Here is a 14,594-nt window from a genome sequence, read left to right on the forward strand (position 1 = left end):
CTTCCCTTAAGGCCTAAGCCGTGGATCCGACGACGCCCTCGACCAGGTAGTCCATGCTCTCGAGTTCGATCGCGTCTTCGGCAAGGCTCTTGTCTGCCGCAACCACGACGTTGCCCTTGTTGTCCTTGATCGGCCCCTTGAAGACGGAGAATTTGCCGGCCATCATTTCGGCGAGCGTCGCGTCGAACTTGGTACGGGACTCGGTCGAGACGGCAGAGCCGAGTGGGCTCATCTTGACAAACCCGTCCTTCAGGCCGCCGCGCACGAAATTGCCGAGCTTTTCTCCCGCCTGTGCCTTCTTGACGAAGTCGGAGTAGACGTTACCCCAGGCCCATTCGGCGCCGGTCAGGTATTTTTCCGGCGCAAGCGGGCTCTGGTTCGCATGGTACCCGCAGATGAAGGCGCCACGACCGGCGCCCGTCTCGACCACCACCTTCGGGCTGTCGACATGGCAGGTGATGACGTCGGCACCCTGATCGATCAGCGCGTTGGCGGCCTCCGCTTCCTTGACGGCCAGCGACCACTCGCCGGTGAAGATCACCTGGCAGGTGATGGTCGGATCGATGGAGCGCGCTCCGAGTAGGAAGGAATTGATGTTCTGTAGGACCTGCGGGATCGGCTTGGCGGCGACGAAGCCGATCTTCTTGCTCTTCGACGCATAGCCCGCGGCTACGCCGTTCAGATACTGGCCCTGGCCGATGTAGCCGAAGTACGAGCCGGTGTTGTCAGAGTTCTTGCCCTCCTGCCAGAGGCCGCCGCAATGGCGGAACTGTATGTCAGGATATTTTGCCGCCATGGCGAGCATGTGCGGATCGAAATAGCCGAAGGACGTCGGGAAGAGCAGGGTCGCGCCGTCGAGGTTGATCATCGACTCCATTGTCTTCTGGACATCGACCGTCTCCGGCACGTTCTCTTCCTCGACGATGGTTACGCCAGGCAACGCCTTGAGGGCTGCAGCGCCCTCGGCATGCGCCTGATTGTACCCGTAGTCATCCTTGGGTCCGACATAGATAAAGCCAACCGTCAGCGCGGTCTGGGCGAACGCTCGGCTCGTCAGGAGGCCGGGCGTGATGGCGAGCGCGCTGGCGGCAGAGGCTTGCAGGAAATTGCGGCGGTTCATGGAAAGGAGTTTGGTCATCTGTATGCTCCTTGCGGCGAGGGCCTGAAAAAAACGTCACAGCAAAGTGTATGCAATCACTGTGCCAAAGGCATAAGGCGCTGGTTATAAACATTAAAAAAATCGACACCGAGGGGTGTGTGTAAACTGCATGCAGTTTTTGGGTGCGTGTGATGATAAAATAATCATTGGTATATATTTGAACAAAACCGTCACATGGTCGGGGAGAGTTAGCTTCAGTCGTTCGTTCATGTGTGCTGCTAAGACGTTAAAAGAAGCAAATTATTTGACTTTCCCAATTGTTATGTGAATCTGCATGCAGTCGACGATACGGACTCGGCACGTGAAGCAGATCAGGCGCAGACAGGTGATAAGGCCAGGAACGACCGTCGAACAGATGGTACGGGCTATCGCAGACCTGATCGTAACGGGCCGACTGTCCCCGGGCGAAAGAATGGATGAGGGTTCCCTCGCTCTCCGCTTCGACGTTTCGCGGACCCCGGTACGCGAGGCACTTCGGGAGTTGGGCGCCATGGGGCTGGTCGATCGCGAACCAAACAGAAGCGCCGTCGTCGCGAACGTCACCGAGGCTTATCTGCATTCCATGTTCGAGGCGATGTCGGAACTGGAAGCCATCTGTGCCAGGCTGTCCGCCGAACGGATGACTGTCGAAGAAAGGCGCGTGCTGGAAATGGCGCACCGGGCTTCCGCCAAGCTCGTCCATGCCGGTGCGGACGAGGACTATGCAGCGCACAATACCGAATTCCATACCCGGCTTTATCGTGGCGGACACAACGACCACATCTACGAACTGGTCACGCAAACCCGCGCCCGGTTGGCACCGTTCCGGCGCGCGCAGTTCAGGCTGTCAGGGCGGCTGGCGAAATCCTACGACGAGCACGACGCGATCGTGACAGCAATCATGCGCGGCGATGCCGCGGCGGCAGGCCAAGCTGCCTATTCACATGTTGCGATCGTCAGCGACGCCAGCATCGTCTTCGCTTCGGTCAAGGTTGGAATTGCTGGGCGGGTTTAACATATCAATATATCTGATTGGTATATAAGGTTTTTTGTAGTTGCTCTAAAGTTTTATCGCGTCTCGCAACGCAAGGTATGACCACTCCGAGGGCTTTTATCTGGAAACGCTTCGCGAGCGGATCAACCGCACGATCGCGGAGCGAACGTCGATTGTTTCCACGACTAAGAACCATCCGGATGCTCGCTGGCTGTTTATCGCGCTGACCGTCGGCTAGTGCGTCGCGGAGTGCTTCTTCGCCACCGTGAGGATATAGTCGTCAGCAATGTCGGCAATCGCCATAGCGATCTCAGCCGGTGAGAATTCGACTTGGCCGTCCCCAAAGATTATCTGGTGAACGGCGTCTTCGATCTTCTGGCGGCACGCAGACAGCCTATCGGCGTGACTGATTTGTATGGAAGGTGATTCCATGACGCTCCATCTCCAATTCAATGGCAGGCTATTGCAGGTAATGCGCATTGAGCTTGCGGCCTCTGGAACGACGCCGCCACAATTCATGTGGGCGACAGCAATTTTGCTACGCCAATGCGGTTGTGACGCGTCGCCTTGACCACTGCGTCCCACCTCTCACCCTGGAGTATAGCGGCAAAGCAAAAAAAGTTGCGTGAAATGGACGTGACACGCGTAGGAGTAGCATTTTTGAAGAGTTGCAGCGTGGTGGTGAGCTGTAATAGCAAGTATATCGCTTGCAACCGATTACCCCATGGCGGTGAGGAACATTTGCGCGCATGTAACTTGCCGCTGCATCGGTGATATAGTCTTTTTCCGAAGATACTTTTGGTTGCATTTTGCGTTGAACGCATCATTATGCTTTGCGCATTGCAATTCGGGATAGGCGAGGAACGCCATGAAAGCCAAATCTACGAACGCCATTGATGTCTACGTGGGCAGCCGTGTCAGACTCCGGCGCAAGGTTATCGGCATGAGCCAAGCCAGTTTGGCTGATTCTCTCGGCATCACCTTCCAGCAGATTCAGAAATACGAAAAGGGAGTGAACAGGATTGGCGCGAGTAGACTTCAACTGATCGCAGAGATTTTCGGCGTGCCTGTTGGCTTCTTTTTCGAGAGTGAGCCCGGCTTGTCACGAGAGGCTGGGGCCAAGGCCGAAACAGATGAGGTGGCGCTTTTCATGACGTCAAAGGAGGGGCTTGCGCTCAGCAAGGCGTTTCTCGCGATCGAAGACGCCAACGTTCGTCAGAAGCTGCTTGCTCTTGCCAGAAGCCTTGGTTCGCCAAGCGGCGCGGTTGGGAGCGAAAGCGATCACTGGGATCAGACGGGAGCCGGCGTAGGCGTCTAGCGTCTCGGACCTACGGCCAGCCGAGGAAATCACTTACACCACCAGAGGGAGAGAGTGGTCGATGCCGAATTTTGCTGTCACGAGCTGAGGCGCTGCCCTGGACGCCTTTCAAGCCTTTAAATACTCCGACCGGGCGATGTCGTCGGCGCAAACCCTGGCTCGGATCATGCCGATCCTGGCTGATTTCGGCGTGACCCGCCTTGCACGTCACACAGGTCTGGATTTCCTCGGCATTCCGGTCTGGTGCGCTTTTACACCCAACGCGCGGTCGATCGTCGTCGCGCAGGGTAAGGGATTGAGTGACGACGACGCCAAGGTATCGGCGGCAATGGAGGCATTGGAGCGCGCCGTAGCCAGCGATCCCGCCGTCAGTCCCGTCAAGGCGAGCGCGCGCCAGCTCCAGGATTCGGGACACACTGTCGATACGCTCGAGGTGCTGATCGGTCTCCACAAGGACGATATCGAATTGGATGACGAGCTTCAGTGGGCCCTGGCGAGGGATTTGCTGACCGGGGCGGAAACCTATGTGCCCTTCGAGGCCACGCTTCTTGACCGAACACGAGACACCAGATTCTGGATGTCTTCCGACGGGTTGGCTTCCGGCAATACTCTGGAAGAGGCGACCTTCCATGGAATCCTCGAGCGTATCGAACGGGATGCCCAGGTCCTTTGGCGCATAGCGGACGAGAGTGAACGGTATTCGCGGTGTGTCGATCCCTGCGCCTTCGGTGATCCTGCTTTGCTTGATTTGATTGGAAGGATCGAAGCAGCGGGCCTCTCTCTTCGGCTTTTTGACATCACCAGCGATGTTACAATTCCATGTTTCACAGCTATTCTGGGTCCCTGTGCGGTTCAACGTGACAGGCATATCCGGTTCGTTGAGGTAACGGGGGGAAGTGGTGCACATCCATACTCCGTGAGAGCGGCGATACGGGCAATAACCGAAGCGGCGCAATCCCGTTTGACCTACATTGGCGGCGCGCGCGACGACATATCGCCGAATACATTTCTGATGCCTCTTCCAGAGGAGATACGCAGGGCGTTCGATGCCAAACCGGCAGCTCCGGCAACAGGTTTCTCGATGGAACCGAAATCACTTTCGGAACATCTAGACAACACACTGAATGCCTTGCGAGAACGTCAGATAGGCTCTGTCCTGGTCGTGCCTCTGAGTGATCCCGGGCTCCCTTTCAGTGTCGCGAAGGTGTTCGTTCCCGACCTCGAAAACCCGGATGGAAAACGTGCACGACGCTATGGCGCGCGGGCGATTTCGAAAGCCCTGGGTCCGTGAAGATCATCTTTGTCGGTCCCAGTCTGCCGGATGCCAGGTCACTCGTCGGTGGCGAGATCACCACGCTCGGCCCGGCGATTCAAGGAGATGTGCTAGCGGCAGTCCAGCAAGGTGCTGATGTAATCGGAATCGTTGATGGTGGGTTCGAATACGTGGCTCCCGTCCGACACAAGGAGATACTTTATGCGCTTTCCCAAAACGTGACTGTGTTCGGTGCCGCGAGCATGGGGGCGTTGCGTGCGGCGGAATGCCAGACGTACGGAATGATCGGTATAGGTCGGATCTTCGGGGAATATGCGAGCGGCTTGACCATGGATGATGCCGACGTCGCTCTCCAGCATGCCCCCTTGGAATACGGATATGCGCCCCTGACGGTGCCCCTTGTGAATGTCAGAGCAACTCTCGACAGGCTTGAAGTCGAAGGGCGGATTAAGGGCCAGTTGCGCGTTCTCCTGGAGCAGGCAGCTTCCAGGTTGTTTTTCAAGCAGCGCACGTGGAGCATGATCGTCGCGACCTGCGACGGGATCAATTCGCCGCAGCGGCAGGAGCTGCTCTCGACGCTGACATCAAACGCTGTTGATCAAAAGAGGATCGATGCACTCGAACTTGTCGATGCGATGCGCTCGGCGGGCGGCGTTCGTGATGACCGAGCCAGGCTTTGGCGGCTCAACCATACACGTCTTTCCTAGATCTCAGACTGCTCCCGATTGAATGCTTTATAGATTGCAATCAGAGATGGTGTCACGCGTTATTCACGGGCTCTCAGCTCCTGCCACTCCTATAATTTTCTGAGATTGTTGGAGAACGTAAATGAGCGCCACCTCCGAAAAAGACCCGGCGGCTATGGTTCGACAGGGAAGGTCCGTGGAGGACCTGAATGAACTCCTCGCGCTCTCGCGGTTGATCACCTATGCGCAAGGCGCCGCGCACGATGCTGAACTTGTAGGTGCCATGCATTGGCTTGAACTGGCGCTGCAAGCCGTGAACCGAGAGATTCTCGATATGCCCAGCGGCGAACTGCCGGTGCCAGCCCTTTGTACCGCAGCGGTGAGCCGGAAGACCCATTAGCAGGTCACCTCACACGCCGGTCCCAACGTCGTTTCCGAACCTATCTACAGAGCGTGATCGCCCAAACGCTTGGAATAGACACATAGCTTGCAGGACGGAGAGTATTCGTTGGCTGTGTAATAGTCAGCGACTGCACCAGCGCGTTGTGACACGAGCCATATCTGCGCGTACCCGAGGCTAAGAGCCTCGTGCTCGATATGGCGCAGCAGCCGTGTTCCTATCCCGGTCCGCTGATGTTGGGGCAGTATCGCGATCTCTGCTAGTTGGAGGCCGCGGCCGATCGCCGAGGTGTGCGGTACAGCGAAGGCGAACCCGACGAGATCATCCGCGTCGTACGCCGCAACAGCCAGATAACCGGGGGTGGTCGCCAGTTCATCGAGCCGTGAGGTCGCGTTCTCGATCGTCCAATTTTCCTCCCATGGAGGCTCGGCGTAGGCCTTGACGATGATGTGTCCGCCTCGCACCACGTCCGCGCGATCTATTCTTCTCAAGCTAATAAGCATTCAAACCTGCTATGATACGCTCCCGCGGAGAAGGCTCGCTCACTTGGCGTAGCTTGCCGCAAACTCCGTGGTGGCAATTAAGCACACGCTCGACCCAATGTGTTGTGACTTCGTCGTGACACCTGTTTTCCGCGAGATCGGCACCCGAGACGGGTTGCAGATCGGCACCTTTTAAAAGCGACCATATGACCTAGCTTACGCTTGTCGTAGGGCGGCGTAGGCATTCTGCTACATCGGGTTGGAGCAGCTTGCCTTGATGGCATGGGTCCAAGGCTGATCCCCAGGGAGGTTTTCTTACGATGACATGTAACAAAATCCGTGCCGGACACGTACAAGCCAGATCGGATGGGGAGAGAGTGAGATGCTGAATAGACGGCAGCTGCTTTTGAATGCCGGGCTTGCTGGAGTTGGCTTGCGGCTTGGCATTGGTCAGGGGGCGGCGATGGCTGGTGACGGCTATGCCGTTGTCCATAGCGAAGCTGAATGGCGCAAATTGCTGACGGCCGATCAATACGCGGTTCTTCGCCAGGAGGGAACCGAACGGCCGTATACCAGCCCTTTGCTGCATGAGAAACGCAAGGGGAATTTTGCTTGTGCTGGCTGTGAACAGGACGTTTTCGCTTCGAGTACCAAGTTCGACAGTGGGACGGGCTGGCCCAGTTTCTGGGCTCCACTCAATAACCAGGCGATAGGAACAACGCGCGACACTTCTTATGGCATGGTCCGCGAGGCGGTTCATTGTAGTCGCTGTGGTGGTCACCTCGGACATCTCTTTGACGATGGACCGAAGCCGACAGGCTTGCGCTATTGCCTCAACGGATTAGCGTTGAAGTTTCATCCGGCGTTTGCCTGATCGGCCGGAGCCTGGGACCTCATCGATCCCGGCTTTCAGGACTGTGCTCACGTAGACCAAGGGAAAGCATCATGCACGACCAACACAAATCCACCTTGTTCCGACGTCCGTTGGGCGTCCTCACATGCGCAGCCACCATTCTTACTGCATGCGTCATGCTTCATGTCACGCCCTCGTTAGCGGAGGAGGCACGAACGATTCCGGCTCCGGCGATGGATCAGCAGCCGGGCCCAGGCACCGAGGTCGCTACTTTCGCCGGTGGGTGCTTCTGGGGCGTCCAGGGCGTGTTTCAGCACGTCAAGGGCGTCGTCAGTGCCAAATCAGGCTATGCCGGAGGCAATAAGAATACTGCCCAGTACGAAATGGTGAGCAGCGGCAACACCGGCCACGCCGAATCCGTCCGTGTCGCCTTCGATCCGAGAAGGATCAGCTACGGCCATCTACTGCAGATATATTTCTCGGTGGCCCACGATCCGACGCAACTCAATCGTCAGGGACCGGACACCGGCACGCAGTACCGCTCGGCGATCTTTCCCACAAATGCCGAGCAGTCAAGGATTGCAAGGGCCTACATCAGCCAGCTCAATCAGTCTCGTGTCTTCGATGCTGCGATTGTCACGCGGATCGAGCTCGGCAAAACATTCTATCCCGCCGAAAAATATCATCAGAACTTCCTGACAAACAACCCGACCTATCCCTATATAGTGGTCAACGATTTGCCCAAGATCGAAAGCCTCAAGCAGTTGTTCCCGGCGGATTATCGCGCCAAACCTGTCCTCGTGGCGGATTCGGGGTCGAATTGAGCGACGGCATCAATCGATAGGAGATTTGAAATGCAGTCTTACAGTAAGAGCGCCGATGCCATAGCGAAGCTCTCTCCTGAACAATATCGCGTGACGCAGCAGGCTGGCACGGAGCGGCCCGGTACCGGCGAGTATCTCGGTAACAAGGAGCCGGGCATCTATGTGGATGTGGTCTCCGGCGAGCCACTGTTCGCCTCATCCGACAAGTATGAATCTGGTTGTGGTTGGCCCAGTTTCACGAAGCCGATCGAGCCTGCAAACGTTAGCGAGTTGTCCGACCGTTCACACGGCATGTTGCGGACTGAGGTGCGCTCGGCCCATGGCGACAGTCATCTGGGGCATGTTTTCCCGGACGGCCCGATCGACCGCGGCGGCTTGCGCTATTGCATCAATTCAGCGTCCTTGCGTTTCGTTCCTCGTGACAGGATGGACGCGGAAGGCTATGGCGCCTATCTCGATCAGGTGGAGGAAGTTCAATGACTACGGAACGCGCTGTGCTCGCTGGCGGTTGTTTTTGGGGCATGCAGGATCTCATTCGCCGCTACAACGGCGTCATCTCGACGCGCGTGGGTTACACCGGTGGTGAAGTTCCCAACGCGACCTATCGCAATCATGGCAATCATGCCGAGGCGATCGAGATTGTCTTTGATCCTTCACGGATCAGCTATCGCGACCTCCTTGAGTTCTTTTTCCAGATCCACGATCCGTCCACGTTGAACCGCCAGGGTAATGATCTCGGGTCCAGCTACCGCTCGGCGATCTTCTACGCGAGCGACGAGCAGAAGCGGGTGGCGGAAGAGACAATTGCCGATGTGGAAGCGTCTGGTATTTGGCCGGGTAAGGTCGTGACCGAGGTAACGCCTGTAAGCGACTTCTGGGAAGCGGAGCCGGAACATCAGGACTATCTGGAACGCATTCCGAACGGTTACACCTGCCACTTTGTGCGGCCGGGCTGGAAGCTCCCGAGCAGGCATGCTGCCTCAGCGCGCCAGGCGTCCTGAGCGTAACGCCTTCGAAATGTCTGCTGGTGGCCAGCCAACGTTGACTGATGACGAGGTGCAAACCGACATCCCGACTGCTCGCATGCTCAGTTGGGCGCGAAATTCTGCGATTTATCGACTGGGACGCAGGATGATGACGGAAAAGCAGTTGTTTGATGCCATCGCAAGAAAGGCCCGCCAGAAATTCGAGGGCATCAATGCGCTGCAGGTGGAAGCCGTTGCCGACTCGGCGGTGAAATTCGCTTACGGGCAGGGGGCATTGAATGATGTTGCCTATGCCGAGATGAGCACCCGCGCCGGTGTCCGCAACGGCAAATCAAAAAGGGTCATTGCCCAAAGGCTGTCGCTGAAAGGCATTGACCGTGAGATCGCGACAGCGGCGTTGGAAGATAGTGATGATCTGTTCGCCGCCGTCGTGTTCGCGCGCAAACGCTCCTTTGGTCCTTTTCGCCGTGACGCACCGGATGACAAGCAGCGCGCGAAGGAGGTGTCCGCATTTGCGCGAAACGGGTTTGGCTTCGAGATCGGGCGTGCGGTGCTTGAGATGACCCGGGACGGAGCGGAAGGTCTCATTGAGACCAAACGGAGCGGCAACTCTTGACTTTGTGCGATGTCGAGGGAGTCGCGTCGTCTCTTCCCGCAGCGACAGTTGTCACGATATCCCTTAATCGGCGTTCGTGACCGCCTCTCCATCTATATGGAATTGCGGCGAGGGCCACCGCGCTCCCGCCGCCTCTGAGCCGTTCCGGTGCGATGACAGACCTGCTGCCGCTTGGCTACAGGCTTACAAAACCGTCAGGCCATCTGTCGACGAGGCGAACGAGCCATCAGCCGTGCATAGGCGATGGCGGATAGCATGTTGGCGTGATTGGCTTTGCCCGTTCCGGCAATGTCGAAGGCAGTGCCGTGGTCGACGGAAACCCGGTCGATCGGAAGGCCGAGCGAGACGTTCACTGCGGTCTCGAAAGCAACCAGCTTGATCGGGATATGACCCTGATCGTGGTATTGCGCGATCACCAGATCGAATGCGCCATTATAGGCGCGTGCGAATACTGTATCCGCCGAGATCGGACCGACAACGTCGATGCCTTTTGCCTGCGCCAGTTCAACAGCAGGCGCCAGGAATTCCATGTCTTCGTTGCCAAATAGGCCGTTCTCGCCGCAATGCGGATTGAGTGCGGCGACCGCGATGCGAGCTTTCTGACCAAGCCGCATGAAGTGATTGTGCCCAGCCTCGATCGTTGCCAGCACGCGCTCGGTCTTCGCGCGTTCGATGGCACCCTTGAGGGAGACATGCGTTGACACGTGAATGGTGTTTAGCCGCTCGGAGGCAAGCAGCATAAAGGAACTCTTCGATCCGGTCAGATGCGCCAGCAAGCCCGTATGTCCGTCGAAATGGTGGCCTGCAAGGTTCATTGCTTCCTTATTGATCGGTGCGGTGACGATGACATCGGCTAAGCCGGACATCGCCAGATCGACGGCGCGGGTGATATAGCGCACCGAAGCATCGCCGGCGACCGGGCTGACTTTACCGATGTCCGGTAAAGGGGCACCAAGCTCTACCTCATCGACTGTGATCCTTCCTGCTACGGCAGATCCGGCCGTGGTAAACGAAAGACCGGTGCTCGCGGTGCGATTTGCCCGTTCAAGCGCATCGATGTTCCCGACGATGACGAAATCGTCGCGCTCTACCTCCGGCATCGCCGCCAGCGCCTTGACGATCACCTCGGGGCCGACGCCCGCCGGGTCGCCGAGTGTCACCGCGACTTTCGCATTCCTGTCCATCACTCTCATTCCTTCTTGAATCGTGACGCGCCTAGAAGGCTGCTTCGTAAATCGAGCGGATATCTTCGCGCGACAGATCGCGCGGATTATTGTCGAGCAGGCGGCGGATGGCAAAGGCATCGTCCGCCATGGCGTCGAGATCACCCTCTGGCACGCCGAGGCCGGACAGCCTCATTTCGATGCCGAGCTCGGCACAGAAGGCATAGGCCGCATCGAAAACCGACTGTGTACTCGTTGAGGTTTTACAGCCGAGAGCATCCATGATGGCTTGGGTCTTCTCCGCAGCAGCCGGCGTGTTGAAGGCGAGCACGTGGGGGAAGATCAGCGCATTTGCCGCGCCATGGGCAACATGCCATCGGGTGCCAAGCGGATAGGCCAGCGCATGTCCGCCTGCGGTGTTGACCGGGCCCAGGCAAAAGCCGCCATACAGTGACGCCAGACACAAGCCGGCACGTGCCTCAGCGTCATCACCATCTCTGACTGCGCGCGCCAGATATTTTCCCACAAGTCGCGTACCTTCTATCGCGTAGAGGTCGATCATCGGGTGCGCCTTGCGGTTTGTGAAGGCTTCGACGCAATGCGCCATGGCATCGACACCAGTTGCAGCTGTGGTGCGCGCAGGAACTGAAAATGTCAGCGCCGGATCTATCACAGCGATGTCCGCAAGCATGTGAATACTTTCAACGGCAAGCTTGGCCATGGTCACCGGATCGGTCACCAGAGCCCGGATACCAGCCTCGCTGCCCGTTCCGGATGTCGTCGGCACCTGTGCCAGCGCCACGCGGCGAGGGCCGGCTACCCTGTTGGGACCGACCACGTCACGCAGGGTCTGCGATGAGCCAGCAAGAACGGCGGCAAGCTTTGCCAGATCCATGGCGCTTCCGCCGCCGAACCCCACTACGAGCTGGGCGTCTGCCGCGTTGGCCGCAGATAGCACCCTGTCGAGATTGGCGGTATCCGGCTCGGGCGTCACGTCGGCGAACACCGTCACTTCCCCTCTCAAGCCAAGTGCATCAATCCTGGTGGCGTTGAAAGCGTCGGATATGACAAGAATGCGCGCATAACCCTTTTGGCTTGCCCACATCCCCAGGCGCTCCGCCGTCCCGACGCCGAATTCAATCAGATGCGGCCGGACGATTGTGATAGGTGAATCCAAGCTGACCACAGGACCACTCCCTTCGTGAATGCACTGGCACGGTACATGCCGAATAGATGTAAAGTTGTTATACAAGCTCGCTTCGATTGGCAAGCTTTCAAAGTAAATTTGTCCAAATATCTAACCGCTTCAACTGATTCAATCGGAAAAAGATAACAAATACAGATGTATGTGTGCTTAGGTGAATCTGTTGGCTCGTAGTATGGATCTAGAGGCGCAAGCTCGCCAGTATCGTCAGTTGTAAAAGCACGTGCCAATGCTGCCAACGGCGCCCCGGAGGGCGACCGCTCGTTCTGGAGGCGGGCTCAGGCCATTCTGTCAGGCGAGAGACGCACATATTTGATCGCTCGCCGGTAGTAGGTGTAGGCGATATGGATCGAGCCGTCCTGCCCTTGGGTGATCGAAGGGTAGGAGAACTCGCGGTTCAGCGCGTCTTTTGAATTGTTGCTCAGGCAATAGCCGTCGCCGGTATCAAGGTCGATACGGTGCCGGAAGCTGACGCCGCCGTCACTGGAGAATGCCAGGCTGAGCGGCGCCCTCGGGACGCCCCAGACGGCCTTGCGTCGATCGGATGTCGGCACCGGCGCAGCGCTTTCCTCTCCCTCGATTTCGTCGTAGAGCGAAAGCCTGCGAGAGTCGGATGTCAATGCATTCGCATGGTTGTAAACCATTGCAATTTGGCCACTTTCCAACATGATGGCCTGGATCGACGAGTTGTTGTTTGGAAGATCCACCGGCGCTGGCGCACTCCAGCTTTCGCCGTCGTCCGTTGATTGGCTGGAGAGCACGCATTCGGAAAAGCGATTGCGATAGAAGGCTACAAGCCTGTCGCCTTCGAGAGGCACGATGTTCATGTGCACCGCGCCCAGGCTGTCGGGAACGTCTGTCATCTCCCAGCTTTTGCCGTGATTGCGCGAGATCAGAACACCAGCCGTATCGGCGTCGCCTGTCCAGCGTTCGCCTGCCAGCCCGACACAGCGGAACACCGGTAGCAACCATGCGCCGCGATTGTTGACGACGATCGGCTGGCGAACGAATGTGCCCGGAATATCGCACAGCAGCTTGACGTCACCGAACGTTTTGCCACCGTCTTCGGAAATACGGCATTTGACAACGGAGCCATCCTGGTTGCCAGCCGTTTGCGAAGTATAAAGCAGCCAGATTTTTCCGTCTGGTGCATTGAAAATCAATGGGTTTTGTTCAGATTTGGCAGGGTCGTCCGACATTTTTTCAGGGGTTGTCCAGCGCGACTTGCCCGGCAAAAGCCGTGACATGTAAATCGATATGTCACCCATTCCCTCCATCGTCCCGCCGAACCATGCGCATGTCAGCGTGCCATCGGGAAGGAAGGCAAGATTGGCTGCGTGGTTCTGAATGCAGGGGGAGGGCAGATAGGCATCCGCTCGCCCGTCTTGTGTCTGGCTCGTGGCGATCTCGCCAGTCATAAATGCCGGAACATCTTCCGGCCTCAGGCCTGTTGAAATCACGGTCACTCTCCTTCTGGCAACTTCGCGTAGTTTTCCGAAAGTGAGGCGTAGTCGGCGTCGCTGATCGGCATCAGCGGCGCACGCGTCCGCTTCCATGCGGGGTTTCCGGTCTTCAGTCCGATCATGGCCTTGATCGTCGGGATCTGTACATAGGAGTTGGAAAGCGTGCGATAAGCGTTGATCCGCGCCTGCGCTTTCTCGACGACGGCGGTCTGTGAAGCGTCGTCGACCTTGTCGTAGACGGTGCGCAACGAACCTGCAACGAGATTGGACGTGGCGGTAATGCAGCCGGCGCCGCCCACCTTCAATAGTGGCAACAGCAGCGGATCGGCACCGGCAAGAACCGAAAATCCTGGGTAGGCAGCAACGATTGCCTGCATGTTGTTGAAATCACCGGCAGATTCCTTGATGCCGACAACAGTGTCCGGAAAAGCCGCGATCAGCCGGCCTATCAGGGCTATCGAGAGTGGGATCCCTGAGACCTGAGGTATATGGTAGAGAATGACCTGCAAACGGCTGTCCGCGATCTTTTCCAGTATCTGAGAATAGGCAGTAAAAAGGCCGTCGTCTGAAACACCCTTGTAGTAGAACGGAGGCAGCATCACCACCTTGGTGACGCCGTGGGAAAGCGCATGCTTTGTAAGCTCCACCGTTTCGCTGGCCGCGACGACGCCGGTGCCAGGAAGCAGTTTGTCAGCCGGGACGCCAGCCCGCAGCGCAGCCTCGAGGATCGTGCGCCGCTCGCTGGAGGAGAACGAATTTGCTTCGCCGGTTGTGCCAAGAAGCGCCACGCCATGGCAGCCCTCGGCGAGGAGGCGCTTGCAGTGCTCGGCGAACAGTCCGAGGTCGGGGCTCCCGTCGGTATTCAGGGGCGTGGCGGCAGCGCTGAATACGCCTGTAATCGCGTGGTTGTTCATTTCGTTGCTCCTCGAATGGACGTCGCGCATTGGGCGGCAGGGCGCGACTGGCCCGCAGAATGCCGTTTTCTTGTTCCTGATCGACATTGTTGTCAATATGACAATGCGAGATGGGGTGATGACGATTTTTCAACACATTGAAAAATATCGATGAAATATTTCGATTGTGCCAAATGTGTTTTTGAAAATTAATTTTCATTGACATATTTACATTAACGGGCGAGTGTCAACGTCATGTCGTGACGCACCCTCGGGATGAGTGAAAAGCGGGCGCGTCACT

Annotated in this window: 17 protein-coding genes; 10 read left to right on the forward strand and 7 right to left on the reverse strand. The window is 57.5% G+C overall.

The window, feature by feature from the left end; genetic code table 11:
- Positions 1-13: 13 nt before the first annotated feature.
- Complete coding sequence (locus ASC90_RS10155) at positions 14-1,138, reverse strand: BMP family ABC transporter substrate-binding protein (protein WP_056539162.1); 1,125 nt, start codon at positions 1,136-1,138, stop codon at positions 14-16.
- A 322-nt stretch (positions 1,139-1,460) separates the two neighbouring features.
- Here ASC90_RS10155 and ASC90_RS10160 point away from each other — a divergent pair, with 322 nt between their 5' ends.
- Positions 1,461-2,153 carry a GntR family transcriptional regulator gene (locus ASC90_RS10160; RefSeq protein ID WP_056540189.1) on the forward strand — a complete coding sequence of 231 codons (693 nt, stop codon included), beginning with the start codon at positions 1,461-1,463 and terminating at the stop codon, positions 2,151-2,153.
- A gap of 213 nt (positions 2,154-2,366) precedes the next feature.
- Here the strand turns inward: ASC90_RS10160 and ASC90_RS10165 are convergent, their stop codons facing one another.
- On the reverse strand, positions 2,367-2,564 hold the full coding sequence (locus ASC90_RS10165) for a hypothetical protein (protein WP_056539165.1): 198 nt from the start codon (positions 2,562-2,564) through the stop codon (positions 2,367-2,369).
- A gap of 436 nt (positions 2,565-3,000) precedes the next feature.
- Between ASC90_RS10165 and ASC90_RS10170 the strand changes: the two genes are divergently transcribed.
- The 4 genes from ASC90_RS10170 (at position 3,001) to ASC90_RS10185 (ending at position 5,809) form a co-directional block, all read left to right on the forward strand.
- A complete protein-coding gene (locus ASC90_RS10170; protein WP_056539167.1) occupies positions 3,001-3,450 on the forward strand; it encodes a helix-turn-helix transcriptional regulator in 450 nt (149 codons plus the stop codon).
- Between the two features lie 136 nt (positions 3,451-3,586).
- Positions 3,587-4,741 (forward strand): YcaO-like family protein, encoded by a 1,155-nt coding sequence (locus tag ASC90_RS10175; RefSeq protein WP_056539170.1) that lies wholly within the window; start codon positions 3,587-3,589, stop codon positions 4,739-4,741.
- Positions 4,738-5,430, forward strand: coding sequence for a TfuA-like protein (locus ASC90_RS10180; protein WP_056539173.1), 693 nt, complete (start codon positions 4,738-4,740; stop codon positions 5,428-5,430). Before ASC90_RS10175 ends, ASC90_RS10180 begins: the two co-directional genes overlap by 4 nt.
- A 121-nt stretch (positions 5,431-5,551) precedes the next feature.
- The gene (locus ASC90_RS10185) at positions 5,552-5,809 is read left to right on the forward strand and encodes a hypothetical protein (RefSeq protein ID WP_056539176.1); all 258 of its coding nucleotides are present in this window, start codon (positions 5,552-5,554) and stop codon (positions 5,807-5,809) included.
- Between the two features lie 44 nt (positions 5,810-5,853).
- Here the strand turns inward: ASC90_RS10185 and ASC90_RS10190 are convergent, their stop codons facing one another.
- The gene (locus tag ASC90_RS10190) at positions 5,854-6,312 is read right to left on the reverse strand and encodes a GNAT family N-acetyltransferase (protein WP_056539178.1); all 459 of its coding nucleotides are present in this window, start codon (positions 6,310-6,312) and stop codon (positions 5,854-5,856) included.
- A 361-nt stretch (positions 6,313-6,673) separates the two neighbouring features.
- On the opposite strand from ASC90_RS10190, the gene msrB (ASC90_RS10195) reads away from it, so the two are divergent.
- The 5 genes from msrB (ASC90_RS10195) to recX all read left to right on the forward strand — a co-directional run bounded on the left by msrB (ASC90_RS10195) (position 6,674) and on the right by recX (position 9,570).
- Positions 6,674-7,165 (forward strand): peptide-methionine (R)-S-oxide reductase MsrB, encoded by a 492-nt coding sequence (gene msrB / locus ASC90_RS10195; protein ID WP_056539182.1) that lies wholly within the window; start codon positions 6,674-6,676, stop codon positions 7,163-7,165.
- A 155-nt stretch (positions 7,166-7,320) separates the two neighbouring features.
- A complete protein-coding gene (gene msrA / locus ASC90_RS10200; protein ID WP_244480367.1) occupies positions 7,321-7,968 on the forward strand; it encodes a peptide-methionine (S)-S-oxide reductase MsrA in 648 nt (215 codons plus the stop codon).
- Between the two features lie 30 nt (positions 7,969-7,998).
- Complete coding sequence (msrB, locus tag ASC90_RS10205) at positions 7,999-8,448, forward strand: peptide-methionine (R)-S-oxide reductase MsrB (protein WP_056539188.1); 450 nt, start codon at positions 7,999-8,001, stop codon at positions 8,446-8,448.
- On the forward strand, positions 8,445-8,969 hold the full coding sequence (gene msrA / locus ASC90_RS10210) for a peptide-methionine (S)-S-oxide reductase MsrA (RefSeq protein WP_056539191.1): 525 nt from the start codon (positions 8,445-8,447) through the stop codon (positions 8,967-8,969). Before msrB (ASC90_RS10205) ends, msrA (ASC90_RS10210) begins: the two co-directional genes overlap by 4 nt.
- Positions 8,970-9,009: 40 nt before the next feature.
- A complete protein-coding gene (gene recX, locus ASC90_RS10215) occupies positions 9,010-9,570 on the forward strand; it encodes a recombination regulator RecX (protein ID WP_056540191.1) in 561 nt (186 codons plus the stop codon).
- 194 nt (positions 9,571-9,764) lie between these two features.
- On the opposite strand, the gene pdxA is transcribed toward recX, so the two are convergent.
- The 4 genes from pdxA to ASC90_RS10235 all read right to left on the reverse strand — a co-directional run bounded on the left by pdxA (position 9,765) and on the right by ASC90_RS10235 (position 14,314).
- Positions 9,765-10,754, reverse strand: coding sequence for a 4-hydroxythreonine-4-phosphate dehydrogenase PdxA (gene pdxA / locus ASC90_RS10220; RefSeq protein WP_056539194.1), 990 nt, complete (start codon positions 10,752-10,754; stop codon positions 9,765-9,767).
- Between the two features lie 31 nt (positions 10,755-10,785).
- Entirely contained in the window at positions 10,786-11,919 is a 1,134-nt protein-coding gene (locus tag ASC90_RS10225; protein WP_056539197.1) for an iron-containing alcohol dehydrogenase, read from the reverse strand.
- A 296-nt stretch (positions 11,920-12,215) separates the two neighbouring features.
- Positions 12,216-13,397 (reverse strand): exo-alpha-sialidase, encoded by a 1,182-nt coding sequence (locus ASC90_RS10230; RefSeq protein ID WP_156392899.1) that lies wholly within the window; start codon positions 13,395-13,397, stop codon positions 12,216-12,218.
- A 2-nt stretch (positions 13,398-13,399) separates the two neighbouring features.
- The gene (locus ASC90_RS10235; protein WP_056539199.1) at positions 13,400-14,314 is read right to left on the reverse strand and encodes a dihydrodipicolinate synthase family protein; all 915 of its coding nucleotides are present in this window, start codon (positions 14,312-14,314) and stop codon (positions 13,400-13,402) included.
- Positions 14,315-14,594 lie beyond the last annotated feature (280 nt).

It is taken from the genome of Rhizobium sp. Root1220, from assembly GCF_001426265.1.
Classification (GTDB): Bacteria; Pseudomonadota; Alphaproteobacteria; order Rhizobiales; family Rhizobiaceae; genus Rhizobium.

Bases quoted from the DNA above. Each gene is read 5' to 3' on its own strand.
- ASC90_RS10190 (WP_056539178.1), bottom strand. From the start codon at position 6,312: ATGCTTATTAGCTTGAGAAGAATAGATCGCGCGGACGTGGTGCGAGGC.
- msrB (WP_056539182.1), top strand. From the start codon at position 6,674: ATGCTGAATAGACGGCAGCTGCTTTTGAATGCCGGGCTTGCTGGAGTT.
- ASC90_RS10170 (WP_056539167.1), top strand. From the start codon at position 3,001: ATGAAAGCCAAATCTACGAACGCCATTGATGTCTACGTGGGCAGCCGT.
- ASC90_RS10235 (WP_056539199.1), bottom strand. From the start codon at position 14,314: ATGAACAACCACGCGATTACAGGCGTATTCAGCGCTGCCGCCACGCCC.
- ASC90_RS10165 (WP_056539165.1), bottom strand. From the start codon at position 2,564: ATGGAATCACCTTCCATACAAATCAGTCACGCCGATAGGCTGTCTGCG.
- msrA (WP_056539191.1), top strand. From the start codon at position 8,445: ATGACTACGGAACGCGCTGTGCTCGCTGGCGGTTGTTTTTGGGGCATG.
- ASC90_RS10185 (WP_056539176.1), top strand. From the start codon at position 5,552: ATGAGCGCCACCTCCGAAAAAGACCCGGCGGCTATGGTTCGACAGGGA.
- pdxA (WP_056539194.1), bottom strand. From the start codon at position 10,754: ATGGACAGGAATGCGAAAGTCGCGGTGACACTCGGCGACCCGGCGGGC.
- msrA (WP_244480367.1), top strand. From the start codon at position 7,321: ATGCTTCATGTCACGCCCTCGTTAGCGGAGGAGGCACGAACGATTCCG.
- ASC90_RS10175 (WP_056539170.1), top strand. From the start codon at position 3,587: ATGTCGTCGGCGCAAACCCTGGCTCGGATCATGCCGATCCTGGCTGAT.
- msrB (WP_056539188.1), top strand. From the start codon at position 7,999: ATGCAGTCTTACAGTAAGAGCGCCGATGCCATAGCGAAGCTCTCTCCT.
- ASC90_RS10155 (WP_056539162.1), bottom strand. From the start codon at position 1,138: ATGACCAAACTCCTTTCCATGAACCGCCGCAATTTCCTGCAAGCCTCT.